We start from the raw sequence: 16363 nt of genomic DNA, 5'->3' as shown, positions 1-16363 counted from the left end.
AAATGGGAAATATAAAAGATTTAATAAAAAATGTTGCCAGCAGTAATCAGAATATTGAAACTTTTGCGGCCAAAGTCATAGAAATAAACAAAGAAGAAGAATCTCTCCATAATCCAGAAGATGCTTATACCGTAAATATTATGCGAGCTGATGGCGCCATTATTAAAAATGTGCGTCTAAAAGCTTCTATTCAGGATCTGGAACAGGGAATTATTACAATTCCTAAAAAGGACAGCTGGGTTTTGGCTTCTATTATTGATGGAGTTGAAACGAGAGCGTTTATTTCGCAATTTTCTGAAGTAGAACGCAATTTCATTCGTTTCAAAAATGATAATAATCAATACTTGGAAATTGATATTGATGCTGATAAGTTTCAAATGTTGTTTAAAGAAAAAGAAGCAGGAAAAACTGACACAACCTCAACCACACAGCCTTCTTATAAAAACATTGCACAGATAGAATTTTTAGGAAGACAACCAAACATCAGCGCTTCTTTTTATGATGAAAACGGGAAAGAAATTTCTAAAAACAGTTTCAACATCAATGGCCAATATATCAGTATTAATGAAGGCGCTACTATTTTTAATTTGCAAGATAAAGAAGTCAAAATAACTATAAAAGATGGTTTTGAAGCCCTTATTTCTGATACCAAAACTTCTTTTAAAAAAGGCGATTTAAATTTTGAAATGGATGATAAATTTAAAATTAATGCTGGAAAAAAAAACCTTCTGACCGAATTAGAAAATATTATAACCGAAATTTCAAACATTGTAGTTGTTCAAGGAGTTGGTCCCAATGTAGGCAACTTAATTACAATCAAATCCAATTTAAAAAATTTACTAAAAACTTAAAAAATGGCATTAGCGACACCTATACTACAACAAAAAATATTAGAAGCATTAGAAGCAAGTTCAAAAATAAGCGTTGATACCGATAGTAGTTCTGACAATTCAAACCAATCTTATAAAGCAAGAAAGGATACAGCTGAAGCGTTAGCGAAAGCTATTGAAGCATTTGTAAAGTCTGGCACTGTAACCACGACAGTAACAACAACTGGAAGTGCATCGGCACAGACTGGTACAGGAACAGGGAACATTTCATAGTTCTTTATAATCAATCATAAAAAAATGCCTCTTGTTATTAATGACAAGAGGTATTTTTATTTTAAACTATCTAGAAATGATAGTTTATTAATTCAACTTCTTTTTCAAAGCCTCTTCCAATTCAAAATATTTACTTTCAAGAGCATGAAGCTTTTCATAAATATTAATTGGGTCAGGCATTTGTCTGGATGCATACATACTTGCGTACCAAACTTCAAGAATATCTTCGGCATAAATAGAATACATCGGATAATTTCCGTCTCGGTTATCAGATTTTAAGATCAATTTTCCGCTTTCTCTGATTCTATTTAAAACCCTTTTTACCACTACTCCATCGTTCTTACTGACAATTACATAAATTCTTCCATCAAGAATATCATCAAAATTATCTACATATTTTCCAAAAAGGTAATCTCCGTCATGTATTGTAGTTGACATCGAATTTCCTTTAATTTCAAAACATCTGTAAGTTCCATTTTTAAGCATTGGCATACTAAAAGAAGGAAGACTTTCCATATATTCCGGATCAGCATATCCGTCTAAATATCCTGCACGAGCTTTTACTCCAACAAAGTTGATGTTTTCATCGCCTTCTTCATTTACCGTTATAATTTTCGGTACATGTAAACTAACCGCATTACTAGATTTATTCGCAAAAATATCTTCACTATCACCAAAAAAATAATCCGGGTTTACATGACAATGTGTAATAATACTTTGAAGAAGATCAAAACCTGGTTTGGTTCTTTTTCTTTCTCCATCGGCTTGTAATCTTCCAATTGTAATACTGTCTATAGTTGTGCTTGTAACTCCAATTAACTTTGCAAATGAGTTGTTGTTCAACTTCATTTCGTCTATAATACGTTTTATTTTATCATGTATTTCCATACTCAACTCGTTTATTGTTTTATGTAATATGTTTTACTTAAAGCAAAACTTCAAGTATATGTTGCAAAACTACACAATATATGGCTAATAATCACAATTTTAAGTAAAAATTTCATAAAATACTGATTATCAACGTACAAATTTTAACAAAAACAGGAACTATCATACATATTCATAATCAAACAATTAAATCATATTACTGAAATTACCGCATATTTATATGTAATATGTTTGTAAAAACAAAACATATGTTTTATATTTGCTTCAAAATAATCCAACATATGATTTTAAAAGAATTTTATAACGAAAAGAAAAACGCCATTGAAACAGAATTTAATTCTGATGCGTTAACAGTTCATCTATATACTGATGCTGTTTTTAAAACATCTATAGAAAAACCTGTAGTAATGTTTAAGTATGACAATATATCTTGGGAAACCTCTTCTGAAAAAAACTATAAAGCTGATGTTTCTTTTTGCCTTTATGTTGTAATGCCAATCGGAAGTGCATCTTATCCAAATTATGAAGAGGTTTTTGAAATTGCGCAACGCATTGATAAATCTATATTATCAGTAAATAACAATAATACACTTATTGATACTAATTCGACTTTTAAAGTAAAAGAAAAACAATCTACCAACGAATATGACTACTGGAATAAAAACGATTATTTCATCTGGGAGATTGCTTATAAAACAACTTTAATCGAAAACAGTTTAAAAAAGAAATATATCCTTTTCAATAACGGATTAAGCAATGAAGAATTGGAAGAACTTGGATACAACCTAACTTCAGATATAATCGAAATAAATCCAAATCAAGTTGAAGGAAATGTCGATTTAAGCGCCAATATTTAGTCTGAAAGAACTGCAGCACAACTATACAAAGCCATTTGAAACAAAAAAAATAAACATACATTCTAAACCGAAAAATCATGAAAAGAAGCAGAACATTATTAGACAAAAGGAGAGATTATGTTATGAACTATATTAACACTAATCAAGCCAAACAAATGAAAGTTGTAGTTGCAGAACTTTCAGACACTTTGTTCCTTACAGAACGCACTATTTATACTATTATAAACGAAGGTCTTGCTACAGAAGCAAAAGCATAAAGCACTGAAACTACTGGCTTTGACACTTCAAAAAATTGGAAAACCAAGCATTGAGCCTTAAATTTGTTCTCACAAACAAAAGATAAATTTTACCGTACGGCCTAAGGTAAAACTGAACTTAAAGAACGAAATATTAGAGAAGGTTCAAAACTACAATCCAGAAATTTTGGATTAGAAAACACAATCACATTTTCAAGTCATAAAACATTTACAATAGCAAGTTTAACTACTTGTTACAGCCACTCTTTTGCCCTTTTTGTGCAAAATCAAAATACATAAACATTTAAAACAATTTATATTATGAGTACATTAAACGATGTAGTAATTACCAAATTATCAGGCGGATTAGGAAGAAGAAACCCAGAGCAGGATATGGTTTCAGGATTGCTTTTTAGCGGTGAAGAAACTTCAAGTTTAAAATTTGATACAATCAAACGCATTGCTTCTCTAGAAGATGCAGAAGCTCTTGGTATCGATGAAAGCTACGACATCAACGGACAATCTGCTTATTACCAAATTCAGCAGTTTTTCAGAATGAATCCTTCTGGCGATTTATATGTTATGCTTGTAGGCACAGAAGTGTATGGTGATACTGTCAAAAAAGCAATGAGCATGCAGGAAAAAGCAAATGGAAACATTCGTCAAATGGCAATTATCTTTTCTGGCGATACCACATTTGCGCAAACAAAAGATGCATTAGCCATTGCACAAGAACAGGCAGATCTTGCCTATACCGATTATATGCCATTTGAAATCATTTTAGAAGGAAAAGGTTTTAATCCTGCTATAGAAGCAGATTCACCTTCTTTAGCTTTATCAAACTCAGAAAATGTTTCTGTCGTGATTGCAATGGATGTTGAAAAAGCATTTGAGCAAAAATTAATTCAACAAGACACAAACAAAGTTTATACTTTGAAATCAGGTGAAGAATTAGTTCCTTCTCAAAGCTCTTCAGACATTTACAATGTAAGAGATGCTGATGGCTTGAAAAAAGACGGTTCAGTTGTTCTTGAATTTGCATTCCAAGAGTCATACAAAAATACTGCTGCTGTAGGATTAGCTTTAGGAGCTTTATCTAAAGCAAAAGTATCTGAAAACATTGCTTGGATAGAAAAATTCAATCTAACTGGTAACGGTTTTGCAAAACCAGGTTTTGTTGGCGGAAAAGAAATAAAATCACTTGGAGATTTGAGAACTCTAAATGAAAAAAGATACATTTTTACGCAAACTCACACAGGTTTAGTCGGAGTATACTTTAATGACAGCCACACTTGTACAACTGGCACTTCAGACTTTGCTTATATCGAAAACAACCGTACTGTAAACAAAGCAACTCGTTTATTACGCACTGCTTTATTGCCAAAATTGGCTTCTCCGGTTTTAGTTGATATTGACGGTAAACTGCCTCAATCTGTTTCTAAAAGTTTCGAAGATTTATGCAGAAATGCATTAGAAGGAATGGTGGCTAATCAGGAAGTATCTGCTTTTGATGTTTATGTAGATCCGAAACAAAACATTTTGTCAACTTCTGAATTAAAAGTAAAAGCCGAAATCACTCCTGTTGGAACTGCACGTAAAATTATGGTCGATTTAGGATTCAAAAATCCTTTCGGAATTGATAAGGCATAATTTTTACAAATTACAATTCCTAAAATTAAAACAATAAAGACAGCTAAATGTGAAGTCACTAAACGTTGTCTAAAATATCAAAAACAAACAAAAGCTACACTATGAATAAATTGCCATTAATTAACGGACAACAACACAGCTGGTCATCAATTGAAGTAAGCATTGCAGGTAACATTGTTACTGGAATTACAGCAGTAAATTACAGCGACTCAGTTTCTAAAGAAAACCATTACGGAGCTGGTGACATGCCAGTACATAGAGGAAGAGGAAAATACGAAGCAAAAGCTTCAATCACTTTATACAATTATGAAGTAGAAGCTATTTTAGCCGCTTTGCCAAAAGGACAAAGATTACAGGATATTAACCCTTTCAGTATCATTGTAAGCTACTTAGATGACAGCAACGAAGTTATCACACATACAGTGAGAAATTGCGAATTCAACTCAAACAGCAGAGGAATCAGCCAAGGAGACACTAAGATTGCTGTTTCTTTCGATTTGATCTGTTCTCATATTGAGTGGAACTAATCTGCTAAAAATACTTTCCTAAACCATAAAGCTGTTTAAGAAAACCGACTCAAAAGAGAAAACCAAACTCATCGCGTTACGCAAAAAAGAAATTCTAAGCAACATGATTTTTGCAGCAAATTATTTTATCAGCTCTTTTTGCAGTCCGTTTTAAACAGTCTAATTACTTCAGAAGGCTGCCTTGAGCATTTCGTCCTGGAATACAGCTCAGGCAGTCTCTTTTTTTAATAAAAAAACATTTCAGAATGAAAAAAACAGCTCCAGAAAAAAACGAAATTCTTGACGGAAATATTACTCAAGCACAATTAAACCAATGGAAATTCAAACACAATAAAGTAGTCAAACTCACTATTAAAGATGATGACGACACTACTCTTTTTGCCTATTTCAAAAAACCAGATATCAACATTCGTTCGGCGGTATTGCAAGCTTCAAAAATGGATGAATTTAAAGCGCTTGAAGTCCTTTTTAAAAATTGTTACCTAGGCGGTGACGGTAAAATCGAACAAGAAGATGATTTACGTCTTAACATCACCACAGCATTTTCAGACCATATCCAACCAAAGTCTGTAAAAGTAGAAATTCTCTAAAAAAACGCATCTTTTTATTTCTTCCTGTAAAACCAAAATCATGATTATTAAAAACCATACGATAGAACTAAATGACACCAGCGCTTCTGAAATGGCAAGGTTTAGACAAATTATTCTTAACATTTGGCGACAGCAGATTGAGGATGATAGGAATGCCGCTGAGATGGAGAAGTTTTTGAAAGAATCCCCAAAATATATAAAAACAATAAATATTGAAGATTTAAACGACTTTCAAAGCAAAGAAGTTGATCCAGATAAAGGAAAGTTAACGGGAAGCAAAAATTTGGTTATTTTTACTGCGGAAAATGGTATTGACAAAAATAAAATGAATCAAAATTCTGGTGCATATGATTGGATAGCAGTTCAAAATCCTGATGATGCCCAAAATATTTTAAAAGCTTATTATGGCGAGAAAAAAAGATTTGTACAAAACTTTGTTTGGAGATCACATGGTGAAACCGGTGCTGCGCTTCTTGATGTTAATCCCAAAATAATTTTCTCAGATCCAAATAAAGTAAAAGCTTTACATTATATAAAAGAATTATTAACAGACAATGCAAATGTAGTTTTTACAGCTTGTTCAATAGTGGGTGAATCATTACAGCCTGGAAAAAGATATCATGAACAAGGCCGAAATGCTTTAAATAAATTTTCTGATTTTTTTGTTAAAGGCTCTCAAAGAAATTTATTTTTAAATTATACTCTTTCGAGTGCTACAGATGAAACATTTAATAGTTTTAATTTTGATGTTGGATTGCACAAACAAAATTGGGCAGGCTTTTTGTGGTTAACGAGGGAGGGAATAAAATCAAATTTTTATGATGTTACAATCAATAGTTCAGGGGGAATCAATATCCAAAAGATGAAGTGGTTTATGGATTTCAGTCGGTATAAAAAACCTTTATATAAATATTAAGAAACATATGAAAAAAATAATAATCCTTTTTTTACTTATAAATGCCTATTGCAATTCACAGAGTAAACAATGTATTGATAAAGGCATTAAAATCGAATATTTATCAGATATTGATAAACTCATAAAAAGTAAATACATCTGCGATTATTCTTTTGAAACATTTGGAAAAGATCGATTAGATAAATGTAAGGTTTTGTTTTGTGACAAAAATTACAAGGTCATATCTGACCAATACAAAACTCGAATTCTTATAGATAAAAAGCTAAAATTAAATTTCGCAATTGTCTGCATTTTACCTGATTTTAAAATTAGGAAAGAAACTCCCAATTCGCTTTATTTATTAGATGATAAATTAATGCCTGTATATTCAGTATCTATGTCTGGTGAAAAGAATTATCATGTATATAAATATGAATATACAAATGGAAATATAATTACAAAAAAAGCAATTGATAAAGAAAGCCAGAATATTAATATTGATAAGCTAACGTATAAGGAAATCCTTCTGTTAGTATCAAAAATAAAACAAAAATTTACCTTTAAGAAAGAGAAAGATAGTTTTAATAATTATTTTTACGATGTTCCTTTATGGACTGAAGGATACAGATAATATGTAAAAAATATTTTTACTCTTAATCATAAACCCGTTTTTCTAAGCTCGAGAAACGGGTATTTTTTTGCTTTTCTTTTTATAATTTAAATCCAAAAAGACATTTGTTCATCTACTGAAACTACTGTTTTACAACACCATAATATTTCTAAAACACTTTATTTAGACGTATTTTTACAGTCTAAATAAATCCAAATTTTAATCTCAAAATGAGATTAATAAAAGAGTTTTTTTTTCAATTCTAAAAACTCAAAAGCACAAAAATCTTATCGCCAATTCAACACCGTGATTGTTTTTTAGACAATCGGGAAAGGGCTTTTTATTCTTAAATCATTAATACAAATAATATGGATCAAACAACAAAAAAACACATTGATTTGCTTCATCCTTCAGTACGAGAAGAGGTTACCAAAATCATCGAAGAATGTGATTTGGCTTTAACTGGAAGAGCAAAAGTACGCATTACTCAAGGACTTCGAACTTTTCAGGAACAAGAAGATCTTTACGCTTTTGGCAGAACCAAACCAGGAAAAAAAGTAACCAATGCAAAAGGCGGACAATCTATTCATAATTACGGTTTTGCGGTAGATATCTGTTTAATCATCGATGGCAAAACCGCTTCTTGGGACACAGCAAAAGATTGGGACGATGACCAAGTTTCTGATTGGCAGGAATGTGTTGACATCTTCAAAAAACATGGCTGGAATTGGGGTGGAGACTGGAAAACTTTTAAAGATCTTCCGCACTTTGATAAAAAAGGTTATGACGATTGGAAATTGCTCAGCAGACTGAAACGTGACAGAAAAAATTATGTAATTCTATACAAATAATCATATGAAACATTTAAAACTAATTGTTCTTTTAATTGCTCTCTCTTTCATTACAATTTCCTGTGATTCAACCAGAACTGCTTTATTTGATCCCTATTCGTATCAAAAAACAACTGAAATTAAAGTGGAAGCAATTAAAATTATGGATAAAGCTGTTACGCCTTATCAAAATCACAAACAAGAAGTTGAAGCCCTTTTTCTAGAAATTGAAAAGCTGCAAGAATATGAAAAGAATAAGCCTAATAATGAAATTACTTTTGCGATGTGGCAAGTTCTTAGTAATAAGGAAAAAAATCTCTTAGCAGGGTTCTTTAAACGTTGGGAAAATAAAGAAATTTTATCTCCTCTCTTTATTGATGAATCTAAAAAGCAAATATTAAGTGCTCTCGATCTGCTTATTCAATATGAAATCAACAAAGATAAAGAATCAAAAGAACAGCTTTTAGAACTAATCAATCTTAACTCTTAGAAAATGAACACCAATAATTTAGTACAAGAAATAAAAGAAAAAGTGAGGCTTCTAATAGCTGAAAGTTATAAAGATTTTAAACCTGGATTAGAAAAGGATTTGAAAACTTTTTTAGAAACATCTGCCGAAAAACTGGAACGCTGGACTATTCTTTATGCCAGTGAAGGAATTAATGAAGAAGAACTAGAATGGCTCTTAAAAAGTCAGGTAGATTTAATTTCACTTCAAGCATTGCAAACTGCCGGAATATCAAAAATTAAATTAAATGCTTTTAAAAACAATATCCTAAAATTGATTTTTGAAATCATTATCAGTTTAGTTGTTAAACGATCTTAACTCACTGAAATACAATAAAAACATCTTACTGAAACTACAGAATCTGAAGCTCAAAAATCTTGATTAAGGCAGAAGCATGATGTATTTTTACAGTATCAAATCCGATGAAGATGGCGCGCAAATTCAAAGGAAAATCCACACACATTTTTAACAAACAATCCCTTAAACAGTAACAAAATATGAAAGATTTTATCATAGATGAAGATCTACTAATTCAAGGCGGAGACTTCGCTATTAAAGATTCAGATCAGCAAAACATAGAACATTTACTGCTAAGCCAAAAAGGAAGTTATAAAGAATTTCCAATTCTTGGTGTAGGAATTAAAAAATACATTAACAGTCCGGATGCAACTTCCAGACTACGACTAGAAAACGAAATAGATAAACAATTATCGTATGACAAATTTCATGTAAAAACGTTAGATGTCAACGATTTACAAAACATTAAAATCGATGGAAACTATTAAACCACAAGAAAATCAGAACATTTTTGACATTTCTCTACAAGAATATGGAAGCATAGAGAAAGTATTTGACATTTTAGAAGACAATGACCAATTTGACCTTACAGAAGATCTTTCTGTATACAAGGATTTAAAAACTGGAAGAGAAGCCTTTAAAAAAGACATTGTTGAATACTATAATTCAAGAAACCTAAACCCTGCAACTGCTATTACAGACGAAGAACAATATCTACTGGATAATTTCTCTGGAATTGATTACATGATTATTGAAGATGATTTTATCATTTATTAAAATCTTCCACTTTAAATTCTGAGTTTAAATTCTCAGAATTACATTGATTCAGATTCTCTCTTTTAGAAATCTCTAAAACGAAAACTACATTTCTGTAGTACTCACCAAAATCATAAACAATTATCTATAAGCATATTTACATGTCTTACAGGCTAAACTATATCTAAAAATAAAATATGGCACGTACAATTGCTGAAATTCAGAACGAAATTCTGATTGAAAAAAAGAAGCAAAGCTCCCTTAACGGCTTAAATAGCGACTCAAAAACAAGCATTTGGGGACTTTGGACAAATATCGTAGCGACGGCTATTTGGGTACATGAAAAAATAGTAGAAAAAAATGCCTTAATATCTCGACCGCATACATTAAACTGGTATCGCGAACAGGCTTTAAATTTTCATTATGGTTCTCCATTAGACCCAAACTCCAGTAATGGAATGTCTGTGATTTGGAAAGATGGTTTGTATCAATTTGATACTACAAATCTTTCTGAAGCTCAAATTGAAGAATCTAAAATTATAAAGCACTGCGCTGTAAGTGAAATTGATTTGGAAACAGTGCTCGATCCTGATAAAGAAATAACAGAAATTTTTTCTGATTATTTTCATAATAAGGTTGGAGTCGTTTTTATAAAAGTAGCAACTCAAAAAGGAGATGCTATTTCTAGAATTGATGTTCCAAATGAACTTTTTGCCTTCAAAGAATACATTGCTAAAATTAAGGATGCAGGAAATCAGGTTTATATTACTTCTGATGATGGTGACATCTTAAAATTAAACCTAAATGTTTATGTAGATCCTTTAAGCATCTATATTGATCCAAAAGATATCGAATACTATCAGCTAAAAAGTTTGAGTAGAGATCTAACCGCCGAAGAAATTGACAAAATAAATAACCACGGAACTGTTTCAGACTTAAACGGATCATTAATTTTAGACAGAAGCATATTTCCTGTCATTGATTCTATAAAAGAACATCTTAAAAATATAGAATTCAACGGTGCATTTGTCAAAACGTACTTAATTGATTCAATTCAAAAGGCTGAAGGCATTAAAATCCCAATCTTGAGTAAGGTTGAGACTTCTATTGCGAAAAATCCTAATGACACTGAAAATCCTAGTTTAAAAGATGTTACTCCAATTGAATATTTCGTCCCTAAAGCTGGATACTTTGATTTGGAAACTCTAGAGATTGAAGTCAACTATATCCCATATACTTTTTACAGAGACAAACAATAGCCAAATACTTTTACAATGAATAAATACACCGTTTTAAAGTGGGAAAAACTTCTTTTGTGGCTTATTCCCCCTATTCTTAGAAAAAAAACACATTTCGATTGGCTTGATGTTTTGCTTAGTCCGCTTCATTCCTTATATGAAGATATTCTTTATAAAATGCAGCATACTGGACAGGTTATTTATCTGGAAAAAGTACTAAATGAGACTTTTAATATCACAAAAAATTACAATCCAAATTCCAGCATCGAAGAAAAACGACAAGAAGGATTAATTTATATAGATGAATCTATCAAACCCTCTTTACAATATTTATATCTCCATAAAGAATATTACAATCCAGATGAAGCCTTACCTAATGGAGACAAAGTTCGAGGAGATTTAAGGCTTCCGCTTTTTGAGATTTTTAGAAATTTAGAATACCAAAACAAAGATAATAAACCCGTTTATTTAGCTCATCGAAAAGATTACACCAAAATTTCTTATGCCAATTTTAGGGTTTTTATTCCTGAAAGTTTAATTACAAATCAAACCATAGTTGCGGACATCAACGGAAATTCTCCAAACCAGCAAACAGAAGCAATCAATATCATTTCTGCTGAATATCATACTCTTCTTAACTTTTACAAATTAGCTGGAAAAAGCTATCAAAGTTATTGTTATTCAGTATAGAACCATTCGAAATAAATATAACACTTTACATTAAATAGTAAAAATGAAACAAGTAAATTTTACTCATCCTGGAGGTTTTCCTCTAGAGCAAGAAACTTTAGAAAGACTTCAAACAGCATATAGATCTGAATTGTACGAAGCTATAAAAAGACATTTAAGCATTCTACCAGATAAAAATTATATTATAGCACATGCTCAAAATGGAAAACAAGGCTGGGCTGTCATTCATCAAGATGAAGAAGGAATTCTATATCCTATTACTGGAGCCATAACTAATTTTTTAAAAACCACCAGAACAATCACAAATTTAATTTATGGTGATGGAACTTCTCAAACAGCTTACACTGATTATCAAGCAGAATACGTAAGTACCATAGGAACTCCATCAACAAATGATAAAGAAACCATAAACTATTATGATCTAAATACTTTTGAAGCTGTAAAAAGCATGCAGGCAATTGACCAGATCCTAAAATCTATAAATCTTAAAATTGATAATAATACTGCTGACATTTTTGCAATTGAAGGAGATATTAATCAAGCAAAAAGTGACATAAATTATATTTATGATTCTTATCTTCCTTTAAACGGCTCAAAAGCCATGCAGGGAGATTTGAATCTTGGTACTCATCAATTATATTTGAATAATTTAAACCTAGGATCTTCAAGTGATTATTTATTAGCAGTAAATAATCAAAATCAAGTTGTTAAAAATAGCACTTTGCTTTCATCTTTAATTGACCGTATTGAAACTTTAGAAAAAAGACCAGTAACATCAGTCCCTCTCGGAATGATTGCGTTGTGGGGCAAGCCGGCTCCATTTCCTGAAGGTTGGGAAGAATATGTTCCTTTAAGAGGAAGAATGCCTATTGGATTAGATACAAATGACTCTACATTTAATACTTTATTAAATTATGGTGGTAATAAACAAAAAACTTTAACAATTAATGAAATCCCACCACATACACATAGTTATGATAAAGCTATTTCTGGCAGAGGATACCAAACAAGAAGTGATGATAATCCACTTGGATCAAATGTTTCCGAAACTTCTGGCTCGACTGGAGGAGGATTGCCTTTTTCTCTTATGAACCCATACCGAGTTGTCCATTTCATAGAGTATACTGGAAATTTAAGTGATACCCAAAAACCAACAAGTCCAACTAACTTAACTGCTTCAAACATTGGAACTACAACTTTAACTTTAAACTGGAATGCGTCCACTGATAATGTTGGTGTTACTGGTTATCTTGTTTATAAAGACAATGGCAATACTCTTTTAGCTGAACTAGGAAAAGACTCTCTTACCTACAATGTTACAGGATTATCTCCCAACTCAACTTATAACTTCCAAGTCAAAGCAAAAGATGCTGCGGGTAATATTTCTGAGCCAGCGAGCGAAAATGCGACTACTAGCCCAGTACCTACTCCAACAGTACCTACATTACAGTATGCTTATTACGGAGGAGAGAACATGACGCTTCAATGGCCTAATTATATTGATTCAGAAGCCATAACTTATGAATTATTTCGTAGCATAAATGGTGGTACTCCTATGCTTTTACAAAGATCAACGGATACTTTTTTTTATGATAAATTATCTAATGGGGTAACATATTCATATCAAATTAGAATTAATCATAATGAATATGTGTCTGGTTATAGTAATACAGTCACAGTAACAGGTAGATCTTCTTAAAAAAACTGATTCATAATCTTTTGGGGTCGATAACCCCAAAAGATTTCTTAACTAAACCCAAAAAGACCTTCTAAAAACAAAGAAATGCAAAAAATATCAGAATATACAGACCAACTAAAACTACTACTGTACGTAATTTTTATGTACTTAGAGATGGATACTGGAATTGTCAAAATATTATTTTATTTAATGATAATGGATACTTTTTTAGGTGTTACCAAAACCATTGTCCTAAATAATCATTTTACTTTCAAAAAATTGGCTGTTGGATTTGTTTCCAAACTAGCTGTCTTATTAATTCCAACCGCTTTAGCATTGATGAGTAAGGGCCTTAATTATAACTTTAATTGGTTCGTAACTGTCGTAATGGATTTGCTTATTGTTAGTGACGGAATCTCCATAATCAGTAATATCATTGCAATAAAGACTAAAAAAGAAGTCGAAAACTTTGACGCTATGACACTAATTCTTAAATCAATTCGTAATCGCTTAATAATGCTTTTTAAAAAGCTTCTCATTACAATTGATCCAAAATTTCATGTAGAAAAATAAACCTCTAAAATCAAATTGATTTTGGAGGTTTTCTTAATGTCTAAATAAAAAAACTCCCTTCTAAAAAACAAGAAGAGAGCCTTAAAAACTATAAAAAGGAAATAAAAAACACTATAAATTCATCTTTTTAGCATCTTCAACAAACTGTTTCAATCCAATATCTGTTAATGGATGTTTCAATAATCCTTTAATCGCCGATAATGGTCCAGTCATAACATCTGATCCTATTTTAGCGCAATTGATAATATGCATCGTGTGTCTTACAGATGCCGAAAGGATTTGGGTTTGATAATTATAATTATCGTAGATTTCTCTTATTTCAGCAATTAGATTCATTCCGTCTGTAGAAACATCATCTAAACGACCTAAAAACGGAGAAACATAAGTTGCTCCAGCTTTTGCAGCCAATAATGCCTGACCAGCAGAAAACACTAAAGTAACATTGGTGCGAATTCCTTTTGAGGAAAAATATTTGCAAGCTTTTACACCGTCTCCTATCATAGGCAATTTTACAACGATTTGCGGATGCAAAGCGGCTAATTCCTCGCCTTCTCTTACCATTCCTTCAAAGTCTGTTGAGATTACCTCAGCCGAAACATCACCGTCTACAATATTGCAAATAGCCAGATAGTGATTTAAAATATTTTCTTTTCCCGTAATACCTTCTTTTGCCATTAAAGACGGATTGGTGGTTACGCCGTCTAAAACACCTAAAGCCTGCGCTTCTTCAATATCCTGAAGATTGGCAGTGTCAATAAAAAATTTCATAAGTTTTTTGATTTGTAGTTAATTGTAGAGACGCACTGCAGTGCGTCTAAATTCTAGTGAGTTAAAATGTGCATTTTCGATTGATTCTATTCTTCAAAAAACCTTCAATAAAAAAATATCCTCTTATTATTTTATCAAACTGACTTTTTATTCGTTTTGATTTTCAAAAAAATAGCAACTAAACCTTAAATCTATTTTTTTTCAGATCTCAATGGAAAAAAGCCATAATCTTAATACACATTTTCAAAGTTTTAGATTTTCTGTCTCACTAAATAGTTTTGAAACCTAACAGTCCCGATGCATCGAGGCTGTTAGGTTTGATATTAAAATCTAAACCAATTAAATATATTGGTTGATGATATTTTCAAACAATTCTTGTTTACCGCTTTGAAGCGTTAATTCTCCATTTTGGTTTGCAATATCATAAAGATCTTTAAGGTTTAATTTTCCGTTTTCGAAATCTTTACCTTTTCCAGAATCAAAAGAGCTATATCTTTCTTTTCTTAATTTCTCGTAAGGAGAAGATGTGATAATTTTATCTGCAGTCAGTAATGCTCTTGCAAAAGTATCAGCTCCACCAATGTGCGCTAAGAAAACATCTTCTAAATCTGTTGAGTTTCTTCTGATTTTAGCATCAAAGTTAACTCCACCGCCTTGTAATCCGCCAGCTTTTAAGAAAACCAACATTGCTTCAGTCGTTTCTTGAATATTATTTGGGAACTGGTCTGTATCCCATCCGTTTTGGTAATCTCCTCTGTTGGCATCGATACTTCCTAACATTCCCGCTTTTGCAGCAACTTCCAATTCGTGTTGGAAAGTATGTTGTGCCAAAGTAGCGTGGTTTACCTCGATATTGATTTTGAAATCTTTATCTAAACCGTATTCTTTCAAGAATCCGATTGCTGTAGCCGAGTCAAAATCGTATTGGTGTTTAGATGGCTCCATTGGTTTTGGCTCAATGAAGAAAGTTCCTTTAAAACCTTGTGCTCTTGCATAGTCTCTAGACATTGCCAAGAATTGCGCCATGTGGTCTAACTCTCTTCCCATATCTGTATTAAGTAAAGACATATAACCTTCTCTACCTCCCCAGAATACATAGTTTTCTCCGCCTAAAGCGATTGTAGCATCAAGTGCTAATTTTACTTGTCCTCCAGCTCTTGCCACAACATTAAAATCTGGATTTGTAGCTGCTCCGTTCATGAATCTTGGGTTTGAGAAACAGTTTGAAGTTCCCCAAAGCAATTTAATCTCAGACTCCGCTTTTTTCTGTTTTAAATAATCAGTAATAAAAGCCAAACGTTTTTCTGATTCTGCGAAAGTTGGACCTTCGTTAATCAAATCATAATCATGGAAACAGAAATAATCGAATCCCATTTTGCTGATGAATTCAAAAGCAGCATCTGCTTTATCTTTTGCTGCCTGATATGGATCTGAAGACTGATCCCAAGCAAAATTTTGAGTTCCTGGTCCGAATGGATCGCTTCCTTGTCCGCAGAAAGTATGCCAATAAGCGATAGCAAATTTAAAGTGCTCACGCATTGTTTTTCCAGCTACAACTTGATCTGGATTGTAATATTTAAATGCCAACGGATTATCAGATTCTTTTCCTTCAAATTTAATTTGGCCAATACCTTTGTAGTATTCTTTATCTCCTAAAACTATCATTTTA

General features: G+C 31.9%; 21 protein-coding genes. 18 read left to right on the top strand and 3 right to left on the bottom strand.

Annotated elements, in window-relative coordinates; genetic code table 11:
* Positions 1–2: 2 nt before the first annotated feature.
* The gene (locus FF52_RS00195) at positions 3–851 is read left to right on the top strand and encodes a hypothetical protein (protein WP_008461947.1); all 849 of its coding nucleotides are present in this window, start codon (positions 3–5) and stop codon (positions 849–851) included.
* A gap of 3 nt (positions 852–854) precedes the next feature.
* Positions 855–1103 (top strand): hypothetical protein, encoded by a 249-nt coding sequence (locus FF52_RS00190; RefSeq protein WP_008461945.1) that lies wholly within the window; start codon positions 855–857, stop codon positions 1101–1103.
* 87 nt (positions 1104–1190) lie between these two features.
* On the opposite strand, the gene FF52_RS00185 is transcribed toward FF52_RS00190, so the two are convergent.
* The gene (locus FF52_RS00185; RefSeq protein ID WP_008461941.1) at positions 1191–1991 is read right to left on the bottom strand and encodes an XRE family transcriptional regulator; all 801 of its coding nucleotides are present in this window, start codon (positions 1989–1991) and stop codon (positions 1191–1193) included.
* 281 nt (positions 1992–2272) lie between these two features.
* Between FF52_RS00185 and FF52_RS00180 the strand changes: the two genes are divergently transcribed.
* From FF52_RS00180 to FF52_RS00100, 16 genes are all read left to right on the top strand, one after another.
* Positions 2273–2848 (top strand): hypothetical protein, encoded by a 576-nt coding sequence (locus FF52_RS00180; RefSeq protein ID WP_008461940.1) that lies wholly within the window; start codon positions 2273–2275, stop codon positions 2846–2848.
* Between the two features lie 77 nt (positions 2849–2925).
* On the top strand, positions 2926–3105 hold the full coding sequence (locus FF52_RS00175) for a hypothetical protein (protein ID WP_035690512.1): 180 nt from the start codon (positions 2926–2928) through the stop codon (positions 3103–3105).
* Positions 3106–3405: 300 nt separating this feature from the next.
* On the top strand, positions 3406–4734 hold the full coding sequence (locus FF52_RS00170; RefSeq protein WP_008461939.1) for a DUF2586 domain-containing protein: 1329 nt from the start codon (positions 3406–3408) through the stop codon (positions 4732–4734).
* Positions 4735–4835: 101 nt separating this feature from the next.
* Entirely contained in the window at positions 4836–5261 is a 426-nt protein-coding gene (locus tag FF52_RS00165; protein ID WP_008461938.1) for a hypothetical protein, read from the top strand.
* Between the two features lie 245 nt (positions 5262–5506).
* Positions 5507–5851, top strand: a complete 345-nt coding sequence (locus tag FF52_RS00160) for a hypothetical protein (protein WP_008461937.1) — start codon at positions 5507–5509, stop codon at positions 5849–5851.
* A gap of 40 nt (positions 5852–5891) precedes the next feature.
* On the top strand, positions 5892–6767 hold the full coding sequence (locus tag FF52_RS00155; protein ID WP_008461936.1) for a hypothetical protein: 876 nt from the start codon (positions 5892–5894) through the stop codon (positions 6765–6767).
* A 7-nt stretch (positions 6768–6774) separates the two neighbouring features.
* The gene (locus FF52_RS00150; protein ID WP_008461934.1) at positions 6775–7377 is read left to right on the top strand and encodes a hypothetical protein; all 603 of its coding nucleotides are present in this window, start codon (positions 6775–6777) and stop codon (positions 7375–7377) included.
* Positions 7378–7724: 347 nt separating this feature from the next.
* Entirely contained in the window at positions 7725–8207 is a 483-nt protein-coding gene (locus FF52_RS00145; RefSeq protein ID WP_008461932.1) for a M15 family metallopeptidase, read from the top strand.
* Positions 8208–8211: 4 nt separating this feature from the next.
* Positions 8212–8676, top strand: coding sequence for a hypothetical protein (locus tag FF52_RS00140; RefSeq protein WP_008461931.1), 465 nt, complete (start codon positions 8212–8214; stop codon positions 8674–8676).
* Positions 8677–8679: 3 nt separating this feature from the next.
* Complete coding sequence (locus FF52_RS00135) at positions 8680–9012, top strand: hypothetical protein (protein ID WP_008461930.1); 333 nt, start codon at positions 8680–8682, stop codon at positions 9010–9012.
* 179 nt (positions 9013–9191) lie between these two features.
* On the top strand, positions 9192–9479 hold the full coding sequence (locus tag FF52_RS00130) for a hypothetical protein (protein WP_008461929.1): 288 nt from the start codon (positions 9192–9194) through the stop codon (positions 9477–9479).
* A complete protein-coding gene (locus tag FF52_RS00125; protein WP_008461928.1) occupies positions 9466–9768 on the top strand; it encodes a hypothetical protein in 303 nt (100 codons plus the stop codon). The genes FF52_RS00130 and FF52_RS00125 overlap by 14 nt, the downstream gene beginning before the upstream one ends.
* A 176-nt stretch (positions 9769–9944) precedes the next feature.
* Positions 9945–11006 (top strand): hypothetical protein, encoded by a 1062-nt coding sequence (locus tag FF52_RS00120; protein ID WP_008461927.1) that lies wholly within the window; start codon positions 9945–9947, stop codon positions 11004–11006.
* Positions 11007–11021: 15 nt separating this feature from the next.
* Positions 11022–11675: a hypothetical protein gene (locus tag FF52_RS00115; RefSeq protein WP_008461926.1), complete on the top strand. Its 654-nt coding sequence runs from the start codon at positions 11022–11024 to the stop codon at positions 11673–11675.
* 43 nt (positions 11676–11718) lie between these two features.
* Positions 11719–13374 (top strand): fibronectin type III domain-containing protein, encoded by a 1656-nt coding sequence (locus FF52_RS23050; RefSeq protein WP_008461923.1) that lies wholly within the window; start codon positions 11719–11721, stop codon positions 13372–13374.
* Between the two features lie 84 nt (positions 13375–13458).
* A complete protein-coding gene (locus FF52_RS00100; protein ID WP_008461921.1) occupies positions 13459–13926 on the top strand; it encodes a phage holin family protein in 468 nt (155 codons plus the stop codon).
* A gap of 111 nt (positions 13927–14037) precedes the next feature.
* Here FF52_RS00100 and fsa read toward each other — a convergent pair whose 3' ends face one another.
* The gene (gene fsa / locus FF52_RS00095) at positions 14038–14694 is read right to left on the bottom strand and encodes a fructose-6-phosphate aldolase (RefSeq protein ID WP_008461919.1); all 657 of its coding nucleotides are present in this window, start codon (positions 14692–14694) and stop codon (positions 14038–14040) included.
* 339 nt (positions 14695–15033) lie between these two features.
* Complete coding sequence (xylA, locus tag FF52_RS00090) at positions 15034–16359, bottom strand: xylose isomerase (protein WP_008461916.1); 1326 nt, start codon at positions 16357–16359, stop codon at positions 15034–15036.
* Positions 16360–16363 lie beyond the last annotated feature (4 nt).

This window comes from Flavobacterium sp. F52 (assembly GCF_000278705.1).
Lineage (GTDB): Bacteria > Bacteroidota > Bacteroidia > Flavobacteriales > Flavobacteriaceae > Flavobacterium > Flavobacterium anhuiense.
This window is presented reverse-complemented; position numbering and strand designations above follow the sequence as displayed.

Excerpts from the sequence above, each read along its gene's own strand:
- FF52_RS00195 (WP_008461947.1), top strand. The coding sequence starts at position 3 with ATGGGAAATATAAAAGATTTAATAAAAAATGTTGCCAGCAGTAATCAG.
- FF52_RS00190 (WP_008461945.1), top strand. The coding sequence starts at position 855 with ATGGCATTAGCGACACCTATACTACAACAAAAAATATTAGAAGCATTA.
- FF52_RS00185 (WP_008461941.1), bottom strand. The coding sequence starts at position 1,991 with ATGGAAATACATGATAAAATAAAACGTATTATAGACGAAATGAAGTTG.
- FF52_RS00180 (WP_008461940.1), top strand. The coding sequence starts at position 2,273 with ATGATTTTAAAAGAATTTTATAACGAAAAGAAAAACGCCATTGAAACA.
- FF52_RS00175 (WP_035690512.1), top strand. The coding sequence starts at position 2,926 with ATGAAAAGAAGCAGAACATTATTAGACAAAAGGAGAGATTATGTTATG.
- FF52_RS00170 (WP_008461939.1), top strand. The coding sequence starts at position 3,406 with ATGAGTACATTAAACGATGTAGTAATTACCAAATTATCAGGCGGATTA.
- FF52_RS00165 (WP_008461938.1), top strand. The coding sequence starts at position 4,836 with ATGAATAAATTGCCATTAATTAACGGACAACAACACAGCTGGTCATCA.
- FF52_RS00160 (WP_008461937.1), top strand. The coding sequence starts at position 5,507 with ATGAAAAAAACAGCTCCAGAAAAAAACGAAATTCTTGACGGAAATATT.
- FF52_RS00155 (WP_008461936.1), top strand. The coding sequence starts at position 5,892 with ATGATTATTAAAAACCATACGATAGAACTAAATGACACCAGCGCTTCT.
- FF52_RS00150 (WP_008461934.1), top strand. The coding sequence starts at position 6,775 with ATGAAAAAAATAATAATCCTTTTTTTACTTATAAATGCCTATTGCAAT.
- FF52_RS00145 (WP_008461932.1), top strand. The coding sequence starts at position 7,725 with ATGGATCAAACAACAAAAAAACACATTGATTTGCTTCATCCTTCAGTA.
- FF52_RS00140 (WP_008461931.1), top strand. The coding sequence starts at position 8,212 with ATGAAACATTTAAAACTAATTGTTCTTTTAATTGCTCTCTCTTTCATT.
- FF52_RS00135 (WP_008461930.1), top strand. The coding sequence starts at position 8,680 with ATGAACACCAATAATTTAGTACAAGAAATAAAAGAAAAAGTGAGGCTT.
- FF52_RS00130 (WP_008461929.1), top strand. The coding sequence starts at position 9,192 with ATGAAAGATTTTATCATAGATGAAGATCTACTAATTCAAGGCGGAGAC.
- FF52_RS00125 (WP_008461928.1), top strand. The coding sequence starts at position 9,466 with ATGGAAACTATTAAACCACAAGAAAATCAGAACATTTTTGACATTTCT.
- FF52_RS00120 (WP_008461927.1), top strand. The coding sequence starts at position 9,945 with ATGGCACGTACAATTGCTGAAATTCAGAACGAAATTCTGATTGAAAAA.
- FF52_RS00115 (WP_008461926.1), top strand. The coding sequence starts at position 11,022 with ATGAATAAATACACCGTTTTAAAGTGGGAAAAACTTCTTTTGTGGCTT.
- FF52_RS23050 (WP_008461923.1), top strand. The coding sequence starts at position 11,719 with ATGAAACAAGTAAATTTTACTCATCCTGGAGGTTTTCCTCTAGAGCAA.
- FF52_RS00100 (WP_008461921.1), top strand. The coding sequence starts at position 13,459 with ATGCAAAAAATATCAGAATATACAGACCAACTAAAACTACTACTGTAC.
- fsa (WP_008461919.1), bottom strand. The coding sequence starts at position 14,694 with ATGAAATTTTTTATTGACACTGCCAATCTTCAGGATATTGAAGAAGCG.
- xylA (WP_008461916.1), bottom strand. The coding sequence starts at position 16,359 with ATGATAGTTTTAGGAGATAAAGAATACTACAAAGGTATTGGCCAAATT.